12 protein-coding genes are annotated in these 19,075 nt (G+C 60.3%); 2 read left to right on the forward strand and 10 right to left on the reverse strand.

Annotated features, from left to right (window positions below):
- Window positions 1-16: 16 nt before the first annotated feature.
- The 9 genes from C1725_RS17260 to C1725_RS17300 all read right to left on the reverse strand — a co-directional run bounded on the left by C1725_RS17260 (window position 17) and on the right by C1725_RS17300 (window position 12,712).
- The gene (locus C1725_RS17260; protein ID WP_102412927.1) at window positions 17-1,792 is read right to left on the reverse strand and encodes a DUF6020 family protein; all 1,776 of its coding nucleotides are present in this window, start codon (window positions 1,790-1,792) and stop codon (window positions 17-19) included.
- A 13-nt stretch (window positions 1,793-1,805) separates the two neighbouring features.
- A complete protein-coding gene (locus C1725_RS17265) occupies window positions 1,806-2,693 on the reverse strand; it encodes a DMT family transporter (RefSeq protein WP_346026795.1) in 888 nt (295 codons plus the stop codon).
- Between the two features lie 188 nt (window positions 2,694-2,881).
- Entirely contained in the window at window positions 2,882-5,374 is a 2,493-nt protein-coding gene (gyrA, locus tag C1725_RS17270; protein ID WP_346026905.1) for a DNA gyrase subunit A, read from the reverse strand.
- A gap of 121 nt (window positions 5,375-5,495) precedes the next feature.
- Window positions 5,496-7,439 (reverse strand): DNA topoisomerase (ATP-hydrolyzing) subunit B, encoded by a 1,944-nt coding sequence (gene gyrB, locus C1725_RS17275; RefSeq protein ID WP_102412929.1) that lies wholly within the window; start codon window positions 7,437-7,439, stop codon window positions 5,496-5,498.
- An 8-nt stretch (window positions 7,440-7,447) separates the two neighbouring features.
- Window positions 7,448-7,750, reverse strand: coding sequence for an extracellular matrix regulator RemB (gene remB / locus C1725_RS17280; protein WP_102412930.1), 303 nt, complete (start codon window positions 7,748-7,750; stop codon window positions 7,448-7,450).
- Between the two features lie 305 nt (window positions 7,751-8,055).
- Complete coding sequence (locus C1725_RS17285; protein WP_346026796.1) at window positions 8,056-9,204, reverse strand: sialidase family protein; 1,149 nt, start codon at window positions 9,202-9,204, stop codon at window positions 8,056-8,058.
- 19 nt (window positions 9,205-9,223) lie between these two features.
- Window positions 9,224-10,795, reverse strand: a complete 1,572-nt coding sequence (locus C1725_RS17290) for an extracellular solute-binding protein (protein ID WP_102412932.1) — start codon at window positions 10,793-10,795, stop codon at window positions 9,224-9,226.
- A 40-nt stretch (window positions 10,796-10,835) separates the two neighbouring features.
- Window positions 10,836-11,741: an ABC transporter permease family protein gene (locus C1725_RS17295; protein WP_102412933.1), complete on the reverse strand. Its 906-nt coding sequence runs from the start codon at window positions 11,739-11,741 to the stop codon at window positions 10,836-10,838.
- Window positions 11,742-11,755: 14 nt separating this feature from the next.
- Window positions 11,756-12,712, reverse strand: a complete 957-nt coding sequence (locus tag C1725_RS17300) for an ABC transporter permease (protein WP_346026797.1) — start codon at window positions 12,710-12,712, stop codon at window positions 11,756-11,758.
- 222 nt (window positions 12,713-12,934) lie between these two features.
- Between C1725_RS17300 and C1725_RS17305 the strand changes: the two genes are divergently transcribed.
- The gene (locus tag C1725_RS17305; protein WP_102412934.1) at window positions 12,935-15,052 is read left to right on the forward strand and encodes a helix-turn-helix domain-containing protein; all 2,118 of its coding nucleotides are present in this window, start codon (window positions 12,935-12,937) and stop codon (window positions 15,050-15,052) included.
- Between the two features lie 91 nt (window positions 15,053-15,143).
- On the opposite strand, the gene C1725_RS17310 is transcribed toward C1725_RS17305, so the two are convergent.
- Entirely contained in the window at window positions 15,144-16,997 is a 1,854-nt protein-coding gene (locus tag C1725_RS17310) for a DUF6020 family protein (RefSeq protein WP_102412935.1), read from the reverse strand.
- A 105-nt stretch (window positions 16,998-17,102) separates the two neighbouring features.
- Here C1725_RS17310 and mnmG point away from each other — a divergent pair, with 105 nt between their 5' ends.
- The gene (gene mnmG / locus C1725_RS17315; protein WP_102412936.1) at window positions 17,103-19,067 is read left to right on the forward strand and encodes a tRNA uridine-5-carboxymethylaminomethyl(34) synthesis enzyme MnmG; all 1,965 of its coding nucleotides are present in this window, start codon (window positions 17,103-17,105) and stop codon (window positions 19,065-19,067) included.
- Window positions 19,068-19,075: the final 8 nt, after the last annotated feature.

Genomic DNA, 19,075 nt, shown 5'->3' on the forward strand with positions numbered 1-19,075 from the left:
GACAGCGTAAATTCGATCATGATGCAACCTCCTGCTTCAGCGGGTTCCCGATCAGTAGCGCGAGCATGACGGGCGCCGCGGCCATCATCGGATAGACGTAGCGCACGTTGATGACCGGCCCCAGGAGCAGCACCGGCACGAGACCCCAGCAGGGCAGCAGCGCAACGACGGCACGCCTGCGTCCCACCCGGCAGAGGAGGAATGTCGACGCGACCAGCAGCCACGTGTAAATCCCGGGCGCAAAAAGGATCGAGAGCACGCCGACCTTACGATACGTGCCGACAGACGCAAAGGCCTCATACAGCTTGCGCGTTCGGGGCAGCCAGCCGGGGCGGTTGAGCTTTTCATCCGGCCACTCGAAATAATCAATGGTTTCGATATAGCCCTGACCGATGTCCGCGTGAACCGTCACATGCGCCGTATTGTCCGGGTACCACAGTCCGCAGTTCAGCGCCAGCGCGGCGCTCAGGTAGCTGCCCGGGCACTTGCGGCCGATGGACAGGTACATGTACAAGTATCTCTCAGGGTTCGCTCGCAGCACACTCGAAAAAAACTTATCCTTCACCGGATCTGCCAGAAAAGGAGTATAGTTCTCCAGCGTGCCGGGCGGAAACAATTCGCCCAACGCTGCGCGCTCCTCTTCTGAGATGCGATCTGGCTGGTTGTTTACCGCTGCGGCGATCTGCTGGGCGGGCACGCTGAACAGAACGTTGCCGTTGTCCGGCGCTGCATGCAGCGCAACGTTCAGCAATGCGTTCATCCCCCCATAGAAGCAAAGCGAAGCCGCGCAAAGCGCCGCCATACGTACACGCCCGCCGCGGGATGCAGCAATCAGCCCCACAGACAGCGCCAAGACCGAGGCCACGCCATTGTGCCGCATCATGCACATCAGCGCAAGCACGAGACACAGGCGCACCGCCTGCCGAGGCTGCGCAAAGAACGACCGCCCCGCGCGCAGCGCATCGATCACCAACGCCGTACCTATGATAAAGAGCCCCGTAAAGAGCACGTCTTTTGTGATCGTAATCGCGAGCATGGCGTGCGTCGGCCACAGCGCAAAGTACGCCGCCGCGCAAATCCAGAGCGCCTTTGGTATGCCCCACGACCGCATGCGCGTACACACAAAGGCATACGCTCCGCTCATACAAAGTATTTGCAACCCCGCATAAATCGCGACGCCCGCACGCCCGCCGCCACCTATGCCGGTACACAGCGCCAGAATGCCCGTGTGCAGAAGCGGATGACCGTTGCTGTAGGCGTTCTGATAAATCTGACGCATCTGCGCATCTGTGTCGTAAGACGTAATTGCCGGGAAATAAGCTATCCATGCGGGCAGATAACACAATGCGATGACAATCCACAGCCCGAAGAAGCAGGTTTTATCTCCGCCGCGCACATCCGCCTTCCCATCAGCAGACACGACGACCGGCCGCGCAACAGAGGGGCGTGCGATCGCCAGGAGTGAGGCTGGTACAGATGAAAAGCCGAGAATTGCAACCGCCTGCATAGGCAGGCGATTGCGCGCGAAGGCATGCTCGGCATACAGGGATAGCTCGCTTCCGAGCACCAGCATGGCCGAAAAGAGCACGCCCATGACCATTTCCGGCACGCCAAGGCATCCGCTTCTTTCTGCGCGCCGGATGAGCAGCGCGAAGGCCAGGGCGGCGAGCAGCAGCGCCGTGCTGTTGGTCAGCGCCTCTATGGGCTCGCGCAGCACCATCGTTAAGGGAAGCGCCCAGGCCGCGAGCGCGCCGAGAAGCAGACACCCGGCCGCGCTGAAAGCTTTCTTCATATGCACCCCTCCTTCAATGTCCGGGCCTCCGGCTTGCCCGCATCTCGCCTATCATGTACCAGGCGAGCCCCAGCAGCACCACAATTCCGCCCAGCAGCAGCGGCAGGCTGACGCGCTCTCCGAAGAGAAAATAGGCCCAAATCGCCGCGCCGACCGGCTCGCCGAGCAGCGCGAAGGAGACGACGTCCGCGCTCACAAAGCCCAGCGCATAGGTGAACAGCGCCTGACCGCCCAACGTGCAGAGCACCGCCAGCAAAATGATCGCAGGCAGGGACTCCTTCGGCGCGACAAACCCACCCGTAAAGGGCATCATCAGGGCGAGAAACACCGCCGTAAGCCCATACACAAACGTCATGTAGCCCAGCGCTGAACTCGTGCGCCGCGCCGCGCGGCCGCAGAGCCAGTGCCCCGCCATGAAGGCCGCCCCCGCGAGCGCCAGCAGGTCGCCCACAAAGTCGCCGCCCTGCCCGCTCATGGAAAAGACGCCGATGCCGATCGCGCCGGCCACAGCGGTCAGCGCGCCGGGCACGGCCTCGCGCTTGATGGGTTCCCCCAGCACTGCGCCGGAAAGCGCCGCCACGAACAACGGCTGCGTGCACACGAGCGCGACGCTCGCGAACGTCGAAGTTCTCGATAGGGAGGTCATCCAGCTGGCGAAGTGCAGCGCCAGCAGCAAAGCCGCGGCCACGGCAAGGGCGATGTCTCTCCGTGGAGCGCGCAGCATCTCCCGCAGCGCCCCTGTCTTGACCGCAGGCACGAGCAGCGCCAGCGTGGCGATGGCGAGACGCAGGCAGGCGATGGTGACCGGCGACGCGCCGCATGCAAGTGCCCACTTGACGAGCGGCCCGCTGATGGAAACGCCCGCCACGCCGGCGAGCACGAGCAGATATTCCTTCTTCATGCGTACCTCACAAAAAAGCGGCGCAAAGGGGTTCCGCGCTGCGCGCTCCGGCCCCCGTCCCGGGGCTTCGCCCTGAGGAATCCCCCTGCCGCGCGCTGCGGCGAGGCGGGGAAATCTCAAGAGGGCGAAGCCCTCCGAACGGGGGTCAGGCGGCATCGCCTCCAAACCCCTTCACACCGGTCTTCTCGTTAAATTTCTTCGTCCTGACCCTCGGTCGCACCGTCCTCCGCCGCGCCCTCGAAGGCCTCCTCCTGCGTCTGGGGCTCATCCTCTTCCTTCTCCGCGCGGGTGACGCCGACCACATGACTGCCCTCCGCCACGCGCATGACGCGCACGCCTTGGGTATTGCGGCCCAGCACCGGGATGCCCTCCACCGGCAAGCGGATGATGACGCCGTCGTCGGTGATGAGCATCAGGTCTTCGTCTTCGTGCACGATCAGCTGCGAGGCGAGCGAGCCCGTCTTGTCGGTCAGGTTCATCGCGCGGATGCCCTTGCCGCCGCGGCTTTGCAGGCGGTAAGCGTCGATCTCCGTGCGCTTGCCGTAGCCATTCTCGGTGATGGAGAGCACCTGCGCACCCTCTTCGTACACCGCGAGGCCTACGATCGCGTCGCCCTCGTCCAAATCCATGGACTTGACGCCCATGCTCACGCGGCCCATGGCGCGGATATCCCCCTCGCTGAAGTGAATGGCCATGCCGCCCTTCGTGCCCAACAGGATCTCCTGCTCGCCGTCGGTCAGCTCCACACCCATCAGCTCGTCGTCCTCGCGAAGCACGATGGCGATCAGGCCCGTCTTGCGCAGATTCTGGAACTCCGAAAGCGCGGTCTTCTTGATGAGGCCCATACGAGTGGCCATCACTAAGTAGTGATCCGCCGCGTCCGCCGGGATGCGGATCATCGCCGTGACCTTTTCGCCGCCGTCCAGCTGCAGCAGGTTCACGATCGCCGTGCCGCGCGCCGTGCGGCCTGCCTCCGGGATCTCATAGCACTTGATCTGATACACGCGTCCCTTGTTCGTAAAGAACATCAGGTCTTCGTGCGTCGACATGACCAGCAGCTGCTCCGCGTAATCCTCGTCGCGCGTGCTCATGCCCGAAACGCCCTTGCCGCCGCGGTTCTGGCTGCGGTAGGTGCTGGTGGGCAGGCGCTTGACGTAGCCGAAGTGCGTCAGCGTCACGACCATATCCTCTTCTTGAATGAGATCTTCCGGGTCGATCTCGTCCGCCATGGAGGTGATCTCCGTGCGTCGCTCGTCCGCGTACTTGCGCTTCACCTCGAGCAGCTCGCCGCGCACGATGGAAAGCAGCATCTGCTCGTCCGCGAGGATGGCGCGCAGGTAGGCGATGGTCTTTTTCAGCTCGTCGTATTCCTCCTGCAGGCGCTCGCGCTCCAAGCCGGTCAGGCGCGCCAGGCGCATGTCCAGAATGGCCTGCGCCTGCTTCTCGGAAAAGTCGAACTTCTGCATCAAGGCGTCGCGCGCGGCGCCTGTGCTCTCGCTCTCGCGGATGGTCTTTACGATCTCGTCGATGTGATCCAGCGCCTTGAGCAGGCCCTCCAAGATGTGCGCGCGGGCCTCGGCCTTGTCCAGGTCGTACTTTGTGCGCCGCGTGACGACTTCCTTCTGGTGCTCGAGGTAGTGGTAGAGCATCTGGTGCAGGGAGAGCACCTTCGGCTCGCCGTCCACCAGCGCCAGCATGATCGCGCCGAACGAATCCTGAAGCTGGGTGTGCTTGTACAGGTAGTTGAGCACCACCGCCGCGTTGACGTCCTTCTTGAGCTCGATGACGATGCGCATGCCGTTGCGGTCGGACTCGTCGCGAATGTCCGAGATGCCGTCCAGCCGCTTCTCGTGCACCAGCTCGGCAATTTTTTCCACCAGCTTGGCCTTGTTGACCATGTAGGGGATTTCCGTGACCACGATGCGCGAGCGGTTGACCGTCATCTGCTCGATGTCGGTCTTCGCGCGGGTGACGATGCGTCCGCGGCCCGTAGAATAGGCCTCGTAAATCCCCTGGCGGCCCATGATGATGCCGCCTGTGGGGAAATCCGGACCCTTGATGTGCTCCATCAGATCCTTGAGCGTCGCATCGGGATGGTCGATCAGGCAGACGACGCCGTCGATCACCTCGCCCAGGTTATGCGGGGGGATGTTCGTCGCCATGCCGACGGCAATACCGCTGGAGCCGTTGACCAGCAGATTCGGGTAACGGCAGGGCATGACGGTCGGCTGCATCAGCGTCTCGTCGAAGTTGGGGCAGAAGTCCACCGTCTCCTTGTCCAGGTCGGCGACCATCTCCATCGCGATTTTGGACATGCGCGCTTCGGTGTAACGCATGGCTGCCGCGCCGTCGCCGTCTACGGAGCCGAAATTGCCCTGGCCCTCGACCAGCATGTAGCGCGTGGAAAAGTCCTGCGCCAGGCGAACCATGGCGTCGTACACGGCGGTATCGCCGTGCGGATGAAATTTGCCCAGCACGTCGCCGACAATGCGGGCGCTCTTGCGGTAGGGCTTGTCCGGCGTCATGCCCAGCTCGTGCATGGAGTAGATGATGCGCCGGTGCACGGGCTTCAGGCCGTCGCGCACGTCCGGCAGAGCGCGCGTGATGATGACCGCCATCGCGTAGGAGATGAACGACTTCTTCATCTCCGTCTCCAAATCGATGGGAATCAGGCGCGGCACGTACTCGGCGCTGACCGGCTGGTTCTCCTCCGTGCCCGGGGTGTTGTTGTTTTCATTATCCAAACGGTTTCACCTCGCAGTAATTTTGCGGGATGCTTCAGGCCTAGCCCGAAGCACCGGATCAGATGTCCAGATCCAGCACCAGCTTGCAGTTTTCCTCGATGAACTCGCGGCGCGGATCGACCTTCTCGCCCATCAGCAACGTCATGATCTCATCCGCAGCGATGGCGTCCTCGATGGTCACCTTCATCATCGTACGGGTAGAGGGGTCCATGGTGGTCGTCCAGAGCTGTTCGGCGCTCATCTCGCCCAAGCCCTTGTAGCGCTGCACCTCGGGCTTCTTGTCGCGCCCGATTTCGCGCATCACGGCGTCCAGCTGCTCGTCGGAATAGACGTAGCGCTCCTGCCCCTTGTACGTCACCTTGTAAAGCGGCGGCTGGGCGATGTAGACGTAGCCGTCCTCGATCAGCCTCGGCATAAAGCGATAGAAGAAGGTCAGCATCAGGATGCGGATGTGGCTTCCGTCCACGTCGGCGTCCGTCATGCATACGATCCGGTGGTAGCGCAGTTTCTCCGCGTTGAAGTCTTCGCCGATGCCGCAGCCGAAAGCGGTGATCATCGCCTTGATCTCGTTGTTGGCGAGAATGCGGTCCAGCCGCGTCTTTTCGACGTTCAGAATCTTACCGCGCAGCGGCAGGATCGCCTGAAAGTGGCGGTCGCGGCCGGTCTTGGCCGAGCCGCCTGCGCTGTCCCCCTCGACGAGGAAGATTTCACACTTGGAGGGGTCGCGCTCGGAACAGTCGGCCAGCTTGCCCGGCAGGCTCGCGGACTCGAGCACGGTCTTCCTGCGCGTCAGGTCGCGCGCCTTGCGGGCCGCCTCCCTCGCGCGTGCGGCGTTCAGGCAGCGATCCAAAATCGCCTTGGAAATCTGCGGGTTCTCCTCCATGAAGTCGGAAAGCTGCGCGCTCACGAGGCCGTCCACGATCGTACGCACCTCGCTGGAGCCGAGCTTGGACTTCGTCTGTCCCTCGAACTGCGGGTCCTCCAGCTTGACGGAGATGATCGCTGCCAGGCCCTCGCGGATGTCCTCGCCCTGCAGCATCGCATCGCTGTCCTTGAGGATTTTATGGCGCTTGCCGTAGTCGTTCACCACGCGGGTGATCGCCGTGCGGAAGCCCGTCAGGTGCGTTCCGCCCTCCGGCGTATGAATGTTGTTGGCGAACGAAAAGATGGTCTCGTTGTAGGTGTCGTTGTACTGCATCGCGACCTCGACCGTCGTCGTGCCCCGGATGCCCTCGATGTAAATGGGTTCCGGGAAGAGCACCTCCTTGTTCTTGTTGAGGTACTTGACGAATTCGCGCACGCCGCCTTCGTAGTGAAAAACGTGCTCATGCACGGGATCGACGCGCTCGTCGCGCAGAACGATCTTAATGCCCTTGTTGAGGAAGGCCATCTCACGAAGCCGCACCTTGAGCGTGTCGTACTGGAAGTCGCCCGTCTCGAAGATGCCCTCCGGGTTGCCCTCGCTCTTCACGTCGGGCAGAAAGTTGACCGTCGTGCCCGTGCGTTCCGTCTCCCCGATCACGCGCAGGTCGTAGAGGATCTTGCCGCGCTTATATTCCTGCTCGTAGATCCTGCCGTCCTGATAGACGCTGACCTTCATGTGCTCGGACAGCGCGTTTACGACCGATGCGCCGACGCCGTGCAGGCCGCCGGAAACCTTGTATCCCCCGCCGCCGAACTTGCCGCCCGCATGCAGCACGGTCAGGCAGACCTCGACCGCCGGGCGGCCCATCTTGGGATGGATGCCCACCGGAAAGCCGCGTCCGTCGTCCTTTACCGTCACCGATCCATCTTTTTCCAGCGTCACGACGATCTCCGTACAAAAGCCTGCGAGCGCTTCGTCGACCGCGTTGTCCACGATCTCGTAGACCAGGTGATGCAGTCCGCGCACGTCGGTCGAGCCGATGTACATGCCCGGGCGCTTGCGCACCGCTTCCAGCCCTTCGAGCACCTGAATTTGGGTTTCGTCGTACTGCTGCTGATTTACCTGTTCGTTTTCCATGTTCCACCTCAATCGGCGCGCAAAGGGAAAGTCCCCTTGCGCGAATGTCGGTCCGCCTCTGCGCGCGCGCTCTGGCGCAGCCGCAGCGTCGCGGACGAAATAGGCGATAGAAGTACGCGGATCCCTCTGCGGCGTCCGCACAGGACGACGACGGTCTTGGCCTGCCCGCCGGATATGTCCTCGACCCTGCCCGCCGCGCGCTGCACTTTTAAAAAAGCGCGCGTTTCCTCGGGCACGCCATCAGCGATGTTAAGGATCATCACGATGTCCTCTGCAAGCGCTGAAGCGTCCTGCCCCAGGTGCACGATCATACTCTTTTCGCCCCTTGGTCCAAATTTTTTCTACTATATTATTATATCAAAAAACATGCCCTTTTTCAAACGCTTTTAAGCGCCTCTTCCCCTATGTTTTTGTCCGGTTTTATGTGCGAATTGCTCAGAAACGCGCGTCACGGTCAACAGTTATTAAAACAAAACAAGAAGGCAGTCGTCTCCGCCCCTTCTCTGAGCCAGATCCTGTGGATCATTGACAGGTGCAGCCGCGGTGCACGGGTGTTCATGATACAAAAAACGCGAGGATCCACAAGGATGCCCGCGCCTTCAAAGTGCCGTTCATTTCAATCGTATTCCATTGTGGGTTTCCGTACGCCCGTCGCCTTGCTGACCACCTCGCGCATCCGTGCCCCAGAGCTTACGGGCGCGCCCGCCAGCACGTCTTCTATCGTAAAGACGGAAAGAAGGATCTCACGGGCCTTATATCGCTCGTGATCGTACACCACGTAAATTCGTCCGTCCGGTCCCTCCGTCGCGTCGGGATAGCTGATCTCAGGCCGCGTATCCAGCATCAGGCCGCCGATCCAGCTCTTGCCGTCGTCCAGCGAGAGCATGGCCATCAGGTTATCCCGCCGCTTCCAGGGTTTCCTGTCCAGCACGTTGGTAGGATTCATGTGATTGATGAGCAGCAGCTCCCCTGTGGATAGGCGGGTGATATTAAAACGGGAGTTGGGACCCGTGTGGCCAGAGGGACCGATCTCCTGCCACGTATGACCGCTGTCCTGCGAAAACGCCTGGCCGATGCCGCCGACGCAGCGGGTGAGCATCCAAAGGCGCCCGTCCGCAAGCTCCACGATCGAATGCTCGTCAAATACCCGCCCCGGCATCAGGATGCCGCTTCGATGGGCAAATGTCCTTCCCTCATCTACGGAAACATAGACGTTTGCACCCACCTCACGGGCTAACTCCGGATGCCCCGGTCCGGCAATTTTTACGTAATCGTCCCCCCATAGGGAACAGGGCATCAACCACTCGCCCGAGCGCGTAACCGTCGGCTTGTTGAGCATGATGCCGTTGGCAATACGCCGGGGCTCAGAGAACTGCGGATGTATTTCATCCGGTGCCTCGCACTCGCAGGCCCATACCCCGACGCGCCCATCGAACTGCCCAAACCCGGACTGTGCCCAAAAGAGCCATAGCCTGTCCGACGGATCCCGCCAAAGGCACGGATCAAAGCAGCGCACAGCAGGATCGTCGTGCTTTACGACCAGCCAGCCGTCCGTCCAGGTCAGCCCATCGTCGTCGCTTCTTTCCACCTGTACAAAATTCCCGCACACTTCACCGTGCATGCCGGTATACCAAGCGGCGATCAGCGTCCCTCCCCGCGTCCGTTCGATCGCGGGTATCCCCTGCCACGTGCGGCCGGCAGCACGGTATTGCACTCCCTCCGGATGAAAGAGCAGGCACGCCGGGGTCATACTTCCGGTATTCATATCCAGTAGTCCCCTCACTTTACTTCTTCATCACGCGGTCGTAGTACGCCTGATAGGCGGAAATGTATTCCTGCACGCCCATCTGTTCCAGCGTCTTGAGATAAGTCGCCCAATCCGCTTCCACGTCGCTCTCTCCGGTAACCCACAAAGAGAACATTTCCTTGACGTAGCTCTTGATGTCGGTTTCATAGGAAGAGATGAGGTCGTATTCTTCAGGCAGTTGATAGCTGGGCATCATCACCTCGTTAATGTAGTGATCGGCGTATACCTCGGACTGATGGTTCATTTCGACCGCCCACTTTGCGCCGGTCGCCAGATCCCTGCAGTGCTCCTCCGCCTTGTAATAAGGGCCCATATTCGCCATGGTATACCACTTCCACTCGTCCCGGCTCGCGTACTGCGACGGAATTTGGTCGGCGGGCACCTCGGCAAATTGTCCGTCCTCCTGCTCGTACAGATGCGTTCCCAGATAACCGTCTGCGATCTGGCTGCCCCAATAAGGATCGTAGAAGGTATCCAGCCAGCGGCATACGAGCTCCGGATTTTTGCAGGAAGCGGAAACGGCGACGCGGTTAAAGCTCCACTCGCGGCCCTCTCCCATATGGGTTCGCGCAGAGCCGCTCAGTTCTGTATCGGCGCAGTACAGCGCGGGGAGAACTTCGAAATCATCGTAATTATGGTCGCCCAGAACCAGCCCCTTGCGCCACGCGCTGAAAACGCCGTAAAGCGTGGGGTTTGTGCTGCCCTTTGCGTTATACGTCGTGCTGTTCTGCGTGAATATTTCCTTATCGATGAGCCCTTCGGCGTATAAATCTGCGAAGTACTTTACCATGGTCTTATAATCTTCCATATAGGGTCCGTATTTCACTACGCCGTCATGAATCCATAGCCCCGGCAGCACGCCGAACCACGAATAGACCCCTCCGATTCTTGCGTCCTGTCCCGCATAGTGCCAATCAAATGACATGGGGATCTCATCCTTTTGTCCGTTCCCGTTCGGATCCTGATCCCGGAAGGCGATGAGCACTTCTTTGAGCTCTTCCACCGTAGTCGGCATTTCAAGGCCCAGCTTTTCAAGCCATGCCGTATTGATAAAATTCGCCGCGCCCGTGGTGTAATAGGCCAGGCCGATGGCCGGTAAGGCGTAGATATGGCCATCCTCCAGCGTGAGCATCTGCTCGATTCCGTCGTTGCGTCCGTCGTTCATCGCAGCGTAAAAATTCGGCATGTATTCCTTGTACTCGTCGAAGGGAAGCAGCGCGCCCAGGGACGAATAGGTGAGCACCTCATCGTTGGTGGGCGCCGCGATGATGTCCGGCAGGTCCCCGCTCGCCCACATCAGGCTCCTTCGCGTATCGGAATCCGAAGGCGAAACGATCGTCCATTCTACATGCACGTTGGTGAGCTCTTCCAGCCTCTGGTACATCAGGTTGCTTTCGTTGAAGTCTGTCTGGTATCCGTGGCCCACAAAAAATGTGATTGTCTGCTTTTCATCGGTGAGCCGGTAATCGTTTTTCTCGTCCGCTATCGCGGACGGGAGTGCGCAGGCCAGCAAGACCAGCGCAATCAGGGTCGCCAGGATTCGTTTCATGGGGATACCTCCTCTTTTTTTATCGACGGGCAGCGCCCGCTTAACCCTTGACCGAGCCGATCATCACACCCTTGACGAAAAACTTTTGCAGGAAGGGGTAAAGGATCAGCATGGGGAGGCTGGATACGATCACCAGCGCGTATTTCAGCGATTCTGCCAGATTTAAAAATTCAAATGCTTCCTCCATCGCCGATATATCGGTGATGTTTTCGGTGTTCATGCTGCCCTGCACCAAAATCTCCCGCAAAATGAGCTGCAGAGGGTAGCGCTTGCGTTCGGTCAGATAGATCAGGGCGTTATAGTAGCTGTTCCAGTGCCCCACCACGCTGTACAGGCACAGCACGCCGATAATCGGGGTGCTTAGGGGGATCACCACAGAAAGAAAGTAGCGGATAGGGGTGCACCCGTCTAGCTTCGCCGCCTCGTCCAGTGCATCTGGAATGCTGCTTTGCATAAAGGTGCGGGCGATAATCAGGTTATAGCCGCTGATCATTCCGGGGAGCACCAGCGCCCAAATGGTGTTGAGCATGCCTAAATTGCGGATGTTGAAGTACGTGGGGATAAGTCCGCCGGAAAAATACATGGTGAAGAGAATTGCCAGCATACATGCCCGGGAACCATATAGCCTTCTGCGCGAAAAGACGAACGCTGCGGTCAGCGTGGCGGTGAGCGAAAGCGCCGTCCCCACCAGCGTGTATACGACGGTGTTGCCGTAAGCCGTCCAGATGTTTGCGTTTTTAAACACCATTTCGTACGCCTTGAACGTGGGGTTGGAGGGCAGCAAAAGCACCCTGCCGAGCATGACGTCGTTCGGGGAGGAAAAGGACGCAATCAGGATAAAATAGATCGGGAACAGCGTGAGGAGCACGAAAAAGAAAATCAACACGTACGTAACCGCAAAGTAGAGCTTATCGCCTCTCGACAGACCCCTGATTTTTCGAATCATCTCGATTCCCCCTCTCACCACAGCGACGTCTCGGTCAGGCGGCGCGAGACGAAATTGACGGACATCAGAAGCACGAACGTGACGACGGAATTGAACATATCGACGGCGGCCGAGAAGCTGTATTCGGTCTTTTGCAGCCCCATTTTATAGGCGTAGGTCGCCAGCGTCTCGGACGTAGACAGGTTCAAATCCGTCTGCATCAGGAATACCTTTTCAAATCCCACGTTTACCAAACTTCCAAAGCGCATGATCAGCAGGATGATGAACGTGGGGATGATGCTCGGTATGTCGATATGCCAAAGCCGTTTCAGCCGGCCTGCACCGTCCACCATCGCAGCCTCGTGCAGCGAATGATCGACCGAGCAGAGCGCCGCCATGTAGATGACGGCATTCCAGCCCGTGTTCTGCCAGATATCAGACCACACGTAGAGGTGCGGAAACATCGATGATACCCCGAAGAAGTTAATCGTCGTCCCCGAAATCGCCTTCAGGAAATAATTGACGACGCCGTAACTGGGCGACAGAAAGAGCTTGAGCATGCCCACGATGACCACCGTCGAAATAAAATGTGGCGCATAGGTGACCGTCTGGATGCTCTTTTTGAGCCGTTCCCCTGGCAGGCTGTTGAGCAGCAGCGCGAACAGGAGCGGAAAGGGCATGCCCACCAGCAGTGAATAGACGCTGAGCGTCAACGTGTTCTTCAAAGCCGGGAAAAACTGCCTGCTGCTAAAAAGGCGCTGAAAGTGCTTCGTACCCACGTATTGGCTGCCTTCAAAGCCAAGAAAGGGGTTATAGTCCATAAACGCCATGCGAAGTCCGTACATCGGCAGGTACTTAAAGAGGAGGAAGTACGCCATAATCAGCGTCATGAGCAGGTAAAGCTGCCAGTTTGCTTTCAGGTATCCCCGGTAAAAGGACGCTGGCCGCCCTTTCATCCGCCTTGCTGTGTTCGCGCTGTTGCGTCGCGTCATGATGCCACACCTTTCCTTCCACATGCCCGCCCCTTGCTGAAGCGGCGGAAACAGCGTAGCAGGGAAAAAGGTGTTTTGTCAATTTACAATATTTTTTGTGCGTTTAATTCTGTCAATTTAGGGTTTTATACAGAATTATGCCCCGAAAAAATATTGTTGATTGTGATAATCTGCGTTCAAATGTTATAATGATCAAAAAAATTGAAGCGGTGATAAGGCGTGATGCAGGCGATCAAAAAAACCTACAGGAGCTTTCATGCGCGCAAGCTGTTTCGCTACTTCGCAGCGCTCTTCGTAGTGCCCTTTGTGCTCATCACGCTGCTGATTCTCAACAACTTGTTTACCTCCTTCAGTCAGCAGGCCATGAAAGAGCAGCTGAGCAGCACGTCCCGCGCGCTGGAGCACCTGCAAATCTGGACGGACGCATTCAGGCGAATCGTCGCCCAGCTCGTAGGCGACGATTCGCTGGACCCGAATAGCCTCAGCGCCTTCAGCGGGCAAAGTGCCCTTCAGACCAAGCTTCGCCTGCTGACCGCCTCGCACAGCGGGCTGGAATACATCTGGTATAAGCTTCCTGAGGAGGATCGCTTTCTCTCCGGGGACGATTCGCTTTCCATCGACCGTCTGAATGCGAACCGTTTCACCGTTCCCGAGGACCTCGCGTCCGGGAAGACGCTCTATGACACTCTGCTCGCGGGGGAAGTCGTCGTATCGCATGATCGATACAGGGGGCGCGACTGTCTGCTGTTCCCTTACTTTTTCACGCTGAACGCAAAACGAACGATGCTGGTGTTTGAGCTGTGTGTTGAAAACATCCGTTCAGATCTTCAGGGGCTGTGGGGAAATTCTCGAGGCATGGTGCGGCTGCGGAGTTCGTCCGGGCGCACGCTGCTCTACCTGCCGGACGGCTACGAGGGAGCTTTTACGGCCGCTGCCACCTGCCCGCAGGGAATGAGCGAGCCATTCGCAACCCTCGCGCAGTACCAGGGCAGCCTGCCCAACGGCCAGCTCATCATATCCACCAGCGCCGCCGCGAGAGACTGGGCGATTGACCTGGTCTGCATCAACAACCTCGTAAGCCGTTTCAGGGTCATGCAGTCCGTAGCCCTCCTGCTCATGGCGGTCTTTTTGCTGGGCTGCTGCGTATGCATCGTGCTGACGGTTCGGCTGTACAAGCCGATTCGCTCCATCCGTGCCTGCATATCGGGCGCGTCGTCCCTGCCGGATGAAGCCTACGAGGACGACTACGACTACATCGAAAGCAGCATCGAGCTGATCAACAGCGACAATCGGCAGCTCCGCACGGCGCTTCACGCGCATACGGAAAAGGCGCGTGAATTCGTCTCCTCCATGCTTTTCTCCGGGCACATCAAAAGCCTTGAAGAATTCCAAAGCGTCTACGGCTTTTGCGGCTACGTACCCACGAAGAGCCCTTACCGCATCCTGGCGTTGGACACCTCCCTAGAGCCGGCTCGCCGCCTACTCGGCACGCTGCGCGCCGCAGACAGGATTCGCCTGGCTCTCAGCACAGGCGTCCACTGCACCGTCTTTTGCGATTCGGAGCCTCTTTTGGATCTATCGCGGCTGCCACAAGGCGCAGGCCTGAGCCTGCCAAGCACCGAACTGGCCCAGGCACCCCTCCTCTGCGCCCAAGCATGGTTTTCTCTCTCGATGCAGCAGCCTGTTTTTTCCCCTGACCTGTGCGCGCTGGCGCTCTCAGCGGCCCCGGCCTGCGAAGAAGCCTTCCGCATCGCCTGCGAGCGCGGCGACGTCTCGGGATTGCTCGCTCCCGCCGAGACACTTGAACTGAGCGACCTTTCTGCCTATACCCGGGCGCTGGCTGCCTGTTTGCTTCAGCACATCGAGGTTCGGGAGGATGTGACGCTGGACGACCCCTCTGTCTTTCATATCCCGTCTAGTGCATCCGCCTCTGAGCTGGAGTCCGACCTGCTTGCGCTCGCCGCCCTGCTCGCCAGTCTGATCCAGCCGGATGAAAGAGAGGAGGAGGATTTGCTCGGCCAGATGTATCACTACATCGCCAAGCAGTTTGATGCGCCTAATTTCTCCATCAAGCAGATGGCTTGCGACTTTTCAATGTCCATCTCCGCGCTCAGCAGTTACTTTAAGAGCCATGCAGGCGTTCTGCTCAGCGATTACATCACGGAAATGAAAATCAAGAAGGCGATGCAGCTGTTGGAATTCAGCAATCTTTCCATTCAGGAGGTCGGGCTCTCCATCGGCTACTTCAACGTGAATTCCTTTGCACGACGCTTTCACCAGATGACGAACATGACGCCTCGGGAATACCGCAGCCTCCACGCGGCCCCAAAAAGCGGATGATCTGCCTTTTTTCGCAGATCATCCGCTTTTCTTCTTGGATTTTCACGATCGACCGCGCTTCTTCCGCGGCCGCCTGCTGTCTCCCAGCTTTTCACTTCGTCCGTTTCCCCGCCGGCACGGCGAGCGCGTACGGAAGAAAGAAGATGCCGCACTCCATGACGCCGAGCATGTAGCGCATCTCCTGCGAGGGCGTGGAGACCATCAGCAGTGCCACCGTCGTAAGCGGCGGCAGCAGCGCCGTCAGCTCCCGGCCACGGCGCTTGAAGCAGAGCAGTGCGGCGCACAGGACCGTCAGAAACGCCCATAAGCCGCCGCGCCAGTAGATCGTGCGCAGCACCGGCGTATCGCGCGTAAACGCCGCGAGCTGCGCCGTGATGCCTGTCAGGCCCGTCTGCGCGTACTCGTAGCTCTGCGGGGCGTTTTCCTCGTCCGTCACGGCCAGCGTGACCTCGTAGCCGTCCGACGGCCGGGCGATCTCCCAGATGATGCTGTTCATGTCGAAGAACGCCGTCAGGTAGAGCTTCGGGTAGCGCAGCAGGTACTTGGCGTTCAGCCTCAGCAGCGCGGGCCCCATGTCCCGCTCGTCTACGTTGAGCACGTCATAGCCGATCTTTCCCCACGTACGGGAAATCGAGTCGGCGTAGTACTTGTCGTAGCCCGTGCGCCAGACGTCCATGGAGGTGATCTCCTCCAGCAGCGCCTGATCCTCCGCATCGATCTCCTCCCCGCTGGCGGCAACGGCGGCAAGCATCGCCATGGGCACCGAGTACTTGACGTAGCCGGGATTCCGCTGCATGTTCAGCATGCCGAACGAGATCACCTGTACGACCAGCACGAACGAGACGATCGGGCAGAGCAGCGCGGCAAAAGCCTTGAGCGCCTCCCGCCATCCGTGCCGCAGCTTTTGAAGAAGCAGCACCAGCAGCGGCGCGCACGCGCTGACGATGCCCGCGTGGCGAATCAGAGAAGCAAGCGTGGCAAACAGCACCATGGGAATCAGCGTGCCCGCGCGCATCTTCTCCTCGCGCAGCGCCCGCAGGATCGAGACGGAAAGCCCCAGGATCGCCATGCTGAACAGCACGTCCTTGTAGAGCACCTGCAAAAACACGTAGGGCGTGAAGAGCAGCACCGACAGCAGCACGTACAGCCTGCAGGCTTTGGCGGAGCGGACGTATCGGTTCAGCGTATCCACCGCGAAGTTGTTCACGCAGATCCAGAGGATCGCCTGCGCGAGCGCGAGCGGGAAGGGCGTCGCGCTGATCGTCGTCGCCCACTTGAGCAGGTACATGTACGTGACCGTGTGCCAGTCCGTCCACTCCTCGTAGTCCAGCTGCACGGTGTCCAGGCAATACCTGATGTCGCCGTTTGTGTTCAGCAGCGTAGGCATCGCGCTGAAAAGGAAAGCGATGGTCAGCGCCGCTACCGCCAGCGTTACCCGGTAAAAGCCTGTTATGCGCATCGGCGTGAGCGGCAGGCCGTCGTCCTTTGCGTCCGCAAAGCCCGGCAGACCGAAGGCCGCGTACAGCACCGTGAAGACGGAGAGCAGCAGGCATGCCGGGAAGAGCGCCCAGGCGGTAAAGGTCATCAGCGCGGTGAGGAGTTTGGCCGCGAACTGCCCCGTCTCGATGACGATGAAGGCGTCGTAAAAATAGTAGTCGTACACGTGGAAAACCGCTTCCGGCGAAAACAGCCCGCATGAAAAGAGCTGCGTGCCGGACAGCATCACGAAAAAGAGCAGCGCAAGCAGGCCAGCGCACAGCGAGCGCAGGCGGTTCACCGGCAGCAGGGCTTCCTGAATGCCCGCCTTTTTAAAAAGCAGCAACAGCCCCGCTCCGAAGAGCGGAACCATCGAAAAGAGCGCCGCGTCCGCGACGAGGGAAGCGTCCGCGAGCGCGGGCAGCAGGCCGCAGATGATAAAAAGCACGCCGAAAACACGATTGACCATGGTGCACCCTCTTACTGTTTCGATCCATATTTTCATTATATCGGACGATCCGCCGTCCCGCAACCTTGCACAATCGCCTTTCATAAATTTTCAATGCATGTTATAATGCTGCTGTTTGAATTTTTACGCGGCGGATATCGGGCCGGACGCGCGATATCCGCCAAGGCGACGAAGCATTTGGGAGGAATCCTCTTGCAATACGATCTTTGCGTCGTCGGCGCGGGGCATGCGGGCTGCGAGGCGGCGCTGGCCGCCGCGCGCATGGGCGTGCCCACGCTGCTGCTGACGCTCAATCTGGACTCCATCGCGCTCATGCCCTGCAACCCCGCCATCGGCGGGACGGCCAAGGGCCATCTGGTGCGCGAGGTGGACGCGCTCGGCGGCGAAATGGGCCGCGCCATCGACGACACGTTCATTCAAAGCCGCATGCTCAATACCGGCAAGGGCCCAGCCGTGCATTCCCTGCGCGCGCAGGCAGACAAACGCGCCTATCAAAGCCGAATGCGCCGCGCGCTCTTCGCGCAGGATAACCTCGAGGTGCGGCAGGGCGAGGTCTGCCGCATCGTCCTTGCGCCCACGGGCGAGGTCGAGGCGGTGGAGACGACGACCGGCGCGCGCATCCCCTGCAAGGCCGCGCTCATCGCGGCGGGCGTGTACATGGACAGCCGCATTATCATCGGCGAATCCATCCGGGACGGCGGCCCGCAGGGGCTCTGGTCGTCCCTCACCCTCGCGAAGGCGCTTCGCGAACTGGGGCTTCCGCTGCGCCGCTTCAAGACCGGCACGCCTGCACGCGTGGAGGAAAGCTCCATCGACTTTGATGAGATGGAACCGCAGCCCGGGGACGACATCATCACGCCCTTTTCCTTCCTGACGGAGGGGAAGCTGCAAAACCGCGCAAAGTGCTACCTCACCTATACCAATGAGGAAACGCACCGCCTGATCCGCGAAAACCTGCACCGCGCGCCCATGTACGCAGGCACGATTCGAGGCACCGGGGCGCGCTATTGCCCCTCCATCGAGGACAAGGTAATGCGCTTTTCGGACAAGCCGCGCCACCAGCTCTTTTTGGAGCCGGAGGGGCTTGACACCAACGAATGGTACGTGCAGGGCATGTCCACCAGCCTGCCCGAGGACGTGCAAATTCCCATGTATCGCACGATCCCAGGGCTGCGGCGCGCGCGCCTGCTGCGTCTGGCCTATGCCATCGAGTACGAGTGCATCGATCCCCTCATCCTGGACGCGACGCTCCGCGTGAAGGCCATCCCCGGGCTCTACATGGCCGGCCAGGTCAACGGCACCTCCGGCTACGAGGAGGCCGCCGCGCAGGGCCTGATCGCCGGCATGAACGCGGCGCTGTGGATCAAGGGGCGCGCGCCGCTGATCCTCGGGCGCGACGAGGCGTACGCGGGCGTCCTGATCGACGACCTGACGACCAAGGGCACGAACGAGCCCTACCGCATGATGACCTCGCGCGCGGAATACCGGCTGCTTCTTCGCCAGGACAACGCAGACCTGCGCCTGACGGAAATCGGCTACCGCGCGGGGCTTGCGAGCGAGGAACGCCTCCTTCGCATGCAAAAAAAGCGGGCGATGACCGAGGAAGCCATCGCGCAGCTATCCAGCCAGTGGCTGCCCAGGAGCGAGGCGCGCAGCGCCCTACTCGAAGCGCACGGTCAGCCGGACGCTGCCGGAAGCCTGCGCGCGGCCGACCTGCTGCGCCGCCCCGGCATCGCCTATGACGACCTTGTGCGGACGCTGCCGGGCTTTGAGCCCCTGCCGAGGGACGTTGCAGAACAGGTTTCCATCGCGCTCAAGTACGAGGGGTACCTTGAAAAGGAACGGCGGCAGGTGGAGCAGTTCCGCCGCGCGGAAGAGCGCCTGCTGCCGCCGGACGCGGACTACATGCAGGTCGAGGGACTGCGCATCGAGGCGCGGCAAAAGCTCTGCGCTCAGCGCCCCCGTTCCCTCGGGCAGGCGTCCCGCATCTCCGGCGTCTCGCCGGGTGACATCGCGGTGCTGCTCGTATGGCTGGAAAGGCAATCACGCGGGGATTGCCCAGCGCGTTGAGCCCCGTT

The sequence above is a fragment of the Beduinella massiliensis genome (genome assembly GCF_900199405.1).
In the GTDB taxonomy this organism is placed as follows: Bacteria; Bacillota; Clostridia; order Christensenellales; family Aristaeellaceae; genus Beduinella; species Beduinella massiliensis.

Bases quoted from the DNA above. Each gene is read 5' to 3' on its own strand.
- C1725_RS17265 (WP_346026795.1), bottom strand. From the start codon at position 2,693: ATGAAGAAGGAATATCTGCTCGTGCTCGCCGGCGTGGCGGGCGTTTCC.
- C1725_RS17295 (WP_102412933.1), bottom strand. From the start codon at position 11,741: ATGATTCGAAAAATCAGGGGTCTGTCGAGAGGCGATAAGCTCTACTTT.
- C1725_RS17300 (WP_346026797.1), bottom strand. From the start codon at position 12,712: ATGACGCGACGCAACAGCGCGAACACAGCAAGGCGGATGAAAGGGCGG.
- C1725_RS17305 (WP_102412934.1), top strand. From the start codon at position 12,935: ATGCAGGCGATCAAAAAAACCTACAGGAGCTTTCATGCGCGCAAGCTG.
- C1725_RS17285 (WP_346026796.1), bottom strand. From the start codon at position 9,204: ATGAATACCGGAAGTATGACCCCGGCGTGCCTGCTCTTTCATCCGGAG.
- mnmG (WP_102412936.1), top strand. From the start codon at position 17,103: ATGCTGCTGTTTGAATTTTTACGCGGCGGATATCGGGCCGGACGCGCG.
- C1725_RS17260 (WP_102412927.1), bottom strand. From the start codon at position 1,792: ATGAAGAAAGCTTTCAGCGCGGCCGGGTGTCTGCTTCTCGGCGCGCTC.
- gyrB (WP_102412929.1), bottom strand. From the start codon at position 7,439: ATGGAAAACGAACAGGTAAATCAGCAGCAGTACGACGAAACCCAAATT.
- C1725_RS17310 (WP_102412935.1), bottom strand. From the start codon at position 16,997: ATGGTCAATCGTGTTTTCGGCGTGCTTTTTATCATCTGCGGCCTGCTG.
- remB (WP_102412930.1), bottom strand. From the start codon at position 7,750: ATGATCGTGCACCTGGGGCAGGACGCTTCAGCGCTTGCAGAGGACATC.
- C1725_RS17290 (WP_102412932.1), bottom strand. From the start codon at position 10,795: ATGAAACGAATCCTGGCGACCCTGATTGCGCTGGTCTTGCTGGCCTGC.